Raw genomic sequence first — 7,330 nt, 5'->3', positions numbered from 1 at the left:
AGAGAGTATTTTAGCTGAAATGCGTGTTCCGGAGAGATTACTAGGATATACGAATCTTATAACTTAGAAGCCTCAATTCAGAAAGAGTAGATTGAGGAATATTACTTTTTATTTTTATATTTCATTGCGATATATCTATTCGTAATTTAAACAGCAGCGAGGCGGCTTATGACTCGCTGCTATTTTACGATAAAGAATATTTAGTTTCTCATGGTAACAAACTCTTCACTACCCGTTGGGTGTATTGCCACAACTGAATCAAAATCGGCCTTGGTTGCGCCCATTTTCATGGCTACGCCAAAGCCTTGAATCATTTCATCAACCGCAAAACCGATGCCGTGTAGGCCAACAACGGTTTCTTCAGGGCCAGCGCATACTAGTTTCATTTTGCATGGTTGACGGTGAGAGGTGACGGCGGTGTACATGGCCGTGAAGCTAGAGGTATACACTTTGACGTTATCTTCACCATATTGCGCTTGGGCTTCTTGCGTTGTGAGGCCAATTGTGCCGATTGGCGGATGGCTAAAGACCACGGTCGGGACCAGTTTGTAATCCATCTTCGCATTGGTTTTGCCATTAAACAGGCGCTCTGAAAGTTGACGGCCTGCTTTGACGGCAACTGGTGTGAGCTCGATACCGCCTTCCATGATATCGCCGACACAGTAAATGCCCGCGACGTTGGTTTGCTGGTACTCATCAACCTTAATATAACCTTGTGCATTAGTTGCCACACCCGTTGCTGCTAGGTTTATCGCATCGGTTGCTGGGTGGCGGCCGATTGCCCAAATGAGCGTATCAACGTTTTGGCTTTGGCCATTTTCAAGGTGTAGAGTCAGGCTGCCATCGGCTTCTTTGATCACTTCTTTTGGCACTGAATGAGTATGTAATGTTGGGCCTTCCGCCGCCATGACTTCAGTGAGTGTTTCGATGATCATGGGATCAAAGCTGCGCAGTGGTGATTCTTTGCGCACGTAAAGGTGCGTTTCAGTGCCGAGTGCGTTGAGTACGCCCGCGATTTCAACCGCAATATAACCTGCGCCCACAACCGCGACGCGTTTAGGCTGTTCGGTCAAGTCAAAGAAACCATTGGAATCAATGCCGTATTGCGCCCCTGGAATCGCCGGAATCGTTGGGCGTCCGCCAACGGCAATCAGGATATGGTCTGCTGTGTAGTGTTCACCGTTTACTTCTACGGTTTTTGCATCAACAAAGCGTGCAAAACCGCGGATCACTTCCACTTTATTATTGCCCAATACGCGGTCATATGATTGATGAATACGGCCAATATACGCTTGGCGGCTCTCAATCAGTTTTGACCAATCTAATCCTTTGACATCGACATCGAAGCCGTAATCTTTGGCATAAAGGTGCATTGCTTCAGCAATTTGCGCGCCATGCCACATCACTTTTTTCGGAACACAACCGACGTTGACACAAGTGCCGCCAAGGTCTTTGGCTTCAATCAGTGCGACTTTCGCACCATACATTGCCGCGCGGTTCGCTGAAGCGATACCACCAGAGCCACCACCGATACAGATATAATCAAAATGCGTTGTCATTACTTTCTCCATTATTCTTTTTTCATCCTATTTGACCTTGGTTTTGTACGGTGTTGGCAACCATAGCAAGGCGAAAAAGGTTCTCTACTTCTTTGATAGATTGGGTCAGTTTATTCTGGTACAACCCATTCGACTTTAAAATGACCGGTTACCGGGGCAATCGCTTGCTGAAGAAACGGTAAAATTTCCTGCATTTGCCCTTCCAGTGTCCACGGTGGGTTAATCACTATCATGCCTGAAGCGGTCATGCCACGTTCATGGGTGTCTGGCGACACGCCCAATTCAATTTGTAAGATTTTGCGAATACCGAGGCTTGCCAGCCCTTCAAGCAAGTCCTCAATGGTGTCGCGATTCACTACGGGATACCAAATGGCGTAGATACCCGTCGCCCAGCGCTTATAACTTTGGGCAATGGCTCTTACGACATCGCTGTACTCTTTGGCCAATTCGTAAGGGGGATCGATCAACACTAAGCCGCGACGCTCTTTCGGTGGCAGGCTACCGATTAAGCGTTGGAAACCATCTTCTTTGTAAATCGATACCTGACGATCTCGGTGGAACTCTTGCTCGAGCAAAGGGTAATCGCTCGGATGCAATTCAGTGAGCACCATACGATCCTGCGCGCGTAGATGAGCACGCGCTACGCGCGGTGAGCCGGGGTAGTAGCGTAACTCTTCGCTTTCATTGAGTGCTTTTACTGCCTCAAGGTAGCTTTGAATGGCGGGTGGCGTTACATTTTGTTGCCAAATACGAGCAATCCCTTGTTTATATTCACCGGTTTTTTCTGACCATTCATGGGTCAAGTCATAACGGCCCACGCCAGAGTGGGTGTCATGATAAACAAAAGGCTTCTCTTTTTGCTGTAATGCATTGAGGATAAGGCTTTGTACGATATGCTTTAATACATCCGCGTGGTTGCCCGCGTGAAAACTGTGGCGATAACTTAGCAAAATAGGCTCTCAAAACACCCCAAATGGAGTGTGTTTCATCAATCAAACGTATTGGCTGATTATACGCCACTATTGAAAATTGCTGAACCTACCTATATTTACTATTTCAGATAAACAAAATCGACGGTTGCCGTGAAACAATCAGTGACTGTTGCAGAGAAATGCATCAACGTGCAGGCGCGTCTTAACTTAAAAGGAATGTTTTATGTCTAATCCACTTCTCACTTTCACGGATTTACCGCCGTTTTCCGCCATTAAGCCAGAGCATGTGAAGCCTGCGGTTGAGAAAGCGATAGAAGATTGCCGCACCGAAATTGAAAAACGCCTTGCTGGCAATAGCACCCCAACATGGGAAAACTTGATTGCACCCATTGAAGAGGTGGATGATCGCTTAAGCCGCATTTGGTCGCCAGTGAGCCACCTTAATTCCGTGCTCAATAGCGATGAACTGCGTGATGCGTACGAAAGCTGTTTGCCGCTGCTGTCTGAATACGGCACTTGGGTTGGGCAACATAAAGGCCTGTTTGAAGCCTATAAGAGCATGAAAGCCAGCGATACTTTTTCCTCGCTCTCTCAAGCGCAGCAAAAAACCATCAATGATGCACTGCGTGATTTTGAGCTATCGGGTATCGGCTTGCCATTGGCAGAGCAAAAACGGTACGGCGAGATCAGTAAACGTCAATCTGAGTTGGGTTCTAAGTTCTCTAATAACGTACTGGATGCCACGATGGGCTGGACCAAGCACATTACCGAAGCCAATCAATTAGCGGGCATGCCAGAATCGGCATTAGCAGCTGCACAAGCGGCAGCGCAAGCCAAAGAGCTCGATGGCTATTTATTAACGCTCGACATTCCTTCTTATCTGCCAGTGATGACTTATTGTGATAACCAAGCTCTGCGCAAAGAGCTTTATGAAGCGTATGTCACGCGTGCCTCGGATCGCGGGCCAAATGCGGGCAAGTGGGATAACAGCGAAATCATCGCTGAGAAGCTCAAACTACGTCATGAAATAGCCCGTATGCTCGGTTTTAATACCTACAGTGAAAAATCACTGGCGACCAAAATGGCGCAAACGCCCGATCAAGTGTTAGGGTTTTTAAATGATTTAGCCACCAAAGTGAAACCGCAAGGTGAGCGTGAAGTTGAAGAGTTGCGTCAATTTGCGCAGCAAGAGTTTGGCGTGACCACGCTAGAGTTGTGGGATATCGCTTACTACAGCGAAAAACAGAAACAGCACTTGTTTGATATTTCAGATGAAGAGCTGCGCCCTTATTTCCCAGAGTCGAAAGTGGTGAGCGGCCTATTTGAAGTGCTCAACCGCGTATTTGGCATGAGCGTCAAAGAGCGCTCTGGGGTTGATATTTGGCATCCATCGGTGCGTTTTTTCGATATTTTTGATGCGAAAGGATCACTGCGTGGCAGCTTCTATCTCGACCTGTATGCGCGCGAACATAAGCGTGGTGGCGCGTGGATGGATGATTGCCGTGGCCGCCGTATCACTCAAAATGGCGAGCTACAAACCCCAGTGGCTTATTTGACCTGTAACTTTAATCGCCCAATCGGTGATAAACCTGCGTTATTTACTCATGATGAAGTGGTCACTTTGTTCCATGAGTTTGGACACGGGATCCACCACATGTTGACTCAAGTTGAAGTGGGTGCGGTATCTGGCATCAACGGTGTACCGTGGGATGCGGTTGAACTGCCAAGTCAGTTCCTTGAAAATTGGTGCTGGGAAGAAGAGGCGTTAGCGTTTATTTCAGGTCATTACGAAACGGGTGAACCGCTACCGAAAGAAATGCTCGATAAAATGCTCGCGGCGAAAAACTTCCAGTCAGCGATGTTTATTTTGCGCCAACTTGAATTTGGTTTGTTCGATTTCACCTTGCACACCACTTACGATCCCGAAGTAGGCCCGCAAGTGTTGGAAACTCTCGCCCAAGTGAAAAAGAAAGTGGCCGTGTTACCAAGCCTTGAATGGAACCGTTTCTCACACAGCTTTAGCCACATCTTTGCTGGCGGTTACAGCGCAGGTTACTACAGCTACTTATGGGCAGAAGTGCTTTCGGCGGATGCGTTTTCTCGCTTTGAGGAAGAGGGGATTTTTAACCCACAGACTGGGCAAAGTTTCTTGAATAACATCCTTGAAATGGGTGGTAGTGAAGAGCCGATGGAGTTATTTAAACGCTTTAGAGGCCGCGAGCCGCAAATTGATGCGTTGCTGCGTCATGCGGGGATCGCCGCGTAGTCACGCGCTTAAAATGCGATGAAGCTCGAATTAGCCCACCTTTACGGTGGGCTTTTCATTTTTGAATGCCCAGAAAAATGTGATAGAGACGAGCATCTTGCCGCGATTTGAGGTTATAATCTGGGCAATTATGTATAAATAACCAGTAGCTTAGCCATGATGGATCCTTCTCTCTTACTCGACGGTCTCAACGATAAACAGCGCGAAGCGGTTGCTGCGCCTTTAGAAAACTTGCTGGTGCTTGCCGGAGCGGGGAGTGGTAAAACCCGAGTATTGGTGCATCGCATTGCTTGGCTTATCTCGGTTGAAAACGCCTCGCCTTTTTCAGTCATGTCGGTGACTTTTACCAACAAAGCGGCGGCGGAAATGCGTGGCCGAATTGAAGAGTTGATGATGGGCAGTGCATCGGGCATGTGGAATGGTACCTTCCACGGTATTTGCCACCGTATTTTACGCGCTCACTATCTTGACGCTCGCCTGCCTGAGGATTTTCAGATCCTCGATTCTGAAGATCAACTGCGTTTGCTGCGTCGCTTAATCAAAGCACAAAACCTAGATGAGAAGCAGTGGCCTACGCGCCAGGTGTGCTGGTGGATTAACGGTAAAAAAGATGAAGGTCTTCGTCCGAAGCACATCGATGCGTACCGCGATCCCGTGACTCAAACCTATTTGCAGCTTTATTCCGCGTACCAAGAGGCGTGTGATCGCGCTGGTTTGGTTGATTTTGCCGAAATTTTGCTGCGTTGCCACGAGATGTTGCGTGATAAGCAGCACATTCGTGAACATTATCAAGCGCGCTTTAAACACATCTTGGTCGACGAATTTCAAGACACCAATAACATCCAATACGCGTGGCTGCGCATGATGGCTGGGCGCGATTGCCACGTGATGATCGTCGGTGATGATGATCAGTCCATTTATGGCTGGCGTGGTGCCAAAATTGAAAACCTCGAAAAATTCACGCAGGAATTTCCGAGCGTTAATACCATTCGTTTAGAGCAAAACTACCGTTCAACCAAAACCATTTTGCAAGCCTCGAACGCACTGATCGCGAACAATACCGAGCGAATGGGTAAAGAGCTCTGGACAGATGGCAGCGAAGGCGAGCCAATTTCTATCTATTCGGCCTACAACGATCTTGATGAGGCGCGTTTCACCGTCAATAAAATCAAAGAGTGGCGAGACAAAGGCGGCGCATTAGAGGATTGTGCGATGCTTTATCGCAACAATGCCCAATCTCGTGTTTTGGAAGAAGCCTTGATTCAAGCGGGCTTGCCCTACCGTATCTACGGCGGCATGCGCTTCTTCGAGCGCCAAGAGATCAAAGATGCGTTAAGTTACTTGCGTTTGATGTCTAACCGCAATGATGATTCGGCCTTTGAACGAGTAGTAAATACGCCACCGCGTGGCTTGGGTGATAAAACGCTGGAAACCATTCGTTTTGCGGCGCGAGATCGCGGCTGTACCTTGTGGCAAGCGAGCCTTGTACTGTTGGAAGAAAAAGTGCTCACAGGACGTGCGGCAAGCGCATTAAGCCGGTTTATTGAACTGGTCAATGCCCTTGAAGATGATAGCGCTGAGATGCCGTTACACAGTCAAACCGACCATGTAATCAAAACCTCTGGCTTGTTTGAGATGTATCAGCTTGAAAAGGGTGAAAAGTCCAAAGCCAGAATTGAAAACTTGGAAGAGCTAGTCACCGCAACACGCCAATTTGAAAAGCCAGAAGAAGCGGATGAGATGAGCATGTTGACGGCCTTTTTAACCCACGCAGCGCTAGAAGCGGGCGAAGGGCAGGCTGACGAATTTGATGATGCCGTACAGTTAATGACACTGCACAGCGCGAAAGGGTTAGAGTTCCCGTTGGTGTTTATGGTTGGCGTTGAAGAGGGCATGTTCCCTAGCCAAATGTCGGCCGAAGAAGCGGGGCGATTGGAAGAGGAGCGCCGTTTGTGTTACGTCGGAATGACGCGCGCCATGCAAAAGCTCTACATTACTTACGCTGAAATTCGCCGTTTATACGGTCAGGATAAATACCATAAGCCGTCACGCTTTATCCGTGAGCTGCCAGAAAACTGCCTTGATGAAGTGCGTATGAAAGCGCAAGTGAGCCGACCAAGCAGTGCCGGGCGTTTTAGTCAAACAGCGGTCAAAGAGAACTTTAACGAGACGGGCTTTAGCTTGGGCGCACGCGTGAAACACCCTATTTTTGGTGAAGGCACCATCATTAATTTCGAAGGTAGTGGCCCGCAAAGTCGAGTGCAAGTCGCTTTTAACGGTGAAGGCATTAAATGGCTAGTGACTGCTTATGCCAAGCTAGAGAAACTATGATCTTCCTTGTACAAAGGAAGGGTACTTTTCTTTGCTGAGATGGTTGGATTGTTCTCCTCCCTCTTTGAGGGGGAGGCCGGGAGGGGTGTTTATGGCGTTGTTTAAACCAAATACCTAACCTAGCCGTTCAAGATATGAAAGCTGGATAACTCATATGCTTATCCGATCCAAAAGAAAAACCCCGAGGGCTTGCGCCCTGCGGGGTTATAGTCTTACTTGCAGCAATCCAGCTACGAAAGTGC

Annotated in this window: 4 protein-coding genes; 2 read left to right on the top strand and 2 right to left on the bottom strand. The window is 48.1% G+C overall.

Annotation, left to right across the window (positions count from 1 at the left end; all coding sequences use genetic code 11):
* Positions 1–200 precede the first annotated feature (200 nt).
* Both gorA and AACQ42_RS10835 read right to left on the bottom strand, forming a co-directional pair.
* Positions 201–1,559, bottom strand: a complete 1,359-nt coding sequence (gene gorA / locus AACQ42_RS10840; protein ID WP_176429685.1) for a glutathione-disulfide reductase — start codon at positions 1,557–1,559, stop codon at positions 201–203.
* 110 nt (positions 1,560–1,669) lie between these two features.
* A complete protein-coding gene (locus AACQ42_RS10835) occupies positions 1,670–2,509 on the bottom strand; it encodes a 23S rRNA (adenine(2030)-N(6))-methyltransferase RlmJ (protein ID WP_017045941.1) in 840 nt (279 codons plus the stop codon).
* A 205-nt stretch (positions 2,510–2,714) separates the two neighbouring features.
* Between AACQ42_RS10835 and prlC the strand changes: the two genes are divergently transcribed.
* Positions 2,715–4,757: an oligopeptidase A gene (gene prlC, locus AACQ42_RS10830; RefSeq protein ID WP_094165818.1), complete on the top strand. Its 2,043-nt coding sequence runs from the start codon at positions 2,715–2,717 to the stop codon at positions 4,755–4,757.
* 156 nt (positions 4,758–4,913) lie between these two features.
* On the top strand, positions 4,914–7,088 hold the full coding sequence (uvrD, locus tag AACQ42_RS10825) for a DNA helicase II (RefSeq protein ID WP_013855687.1): 2,175 nt from the start codon (positions 4,914–4,916) through the stop codon (positions 7,086–7,088).
* Positions 7,089–7,330: the final 242 nt, after the last annotated feature.

It is taken from the genome of Vibrio sp. V12_P9A6T4, from assembly GCF_963874835.1.
Taxonomy (GTDB): domain Bacteria; phylum Pseudomonadota; class Gammaproteobacteria; order Enterobacterales; family Vibrionaceae; genus Vibrio; species Vibrio anguillarum.
This window is presented reverse-complemented; position numbering and strand designations above follow the sequence as displayed.

Coding starts and splice junctions, on each gene's coding strand:
- gorA (WP_176429685.1), bottom strand. CDS start 1,559: ATGACAACGCATTTTGATTATATCTGTATCGGTGGTGGCTCTGGTGGT.
- prlC (WP_094165818.1), top strand. CDS start 2,715: ATGTCTAATCCACTTCTCACTTTCACGGATTTACCGCCGTTTTCCGCC.
- uvrD (WP_013855687.1), top strand. CDS start 4,914: ATGATGGATCCTTCTCTCTTACTCGACGGTCTCAACGATAAACAGCGC.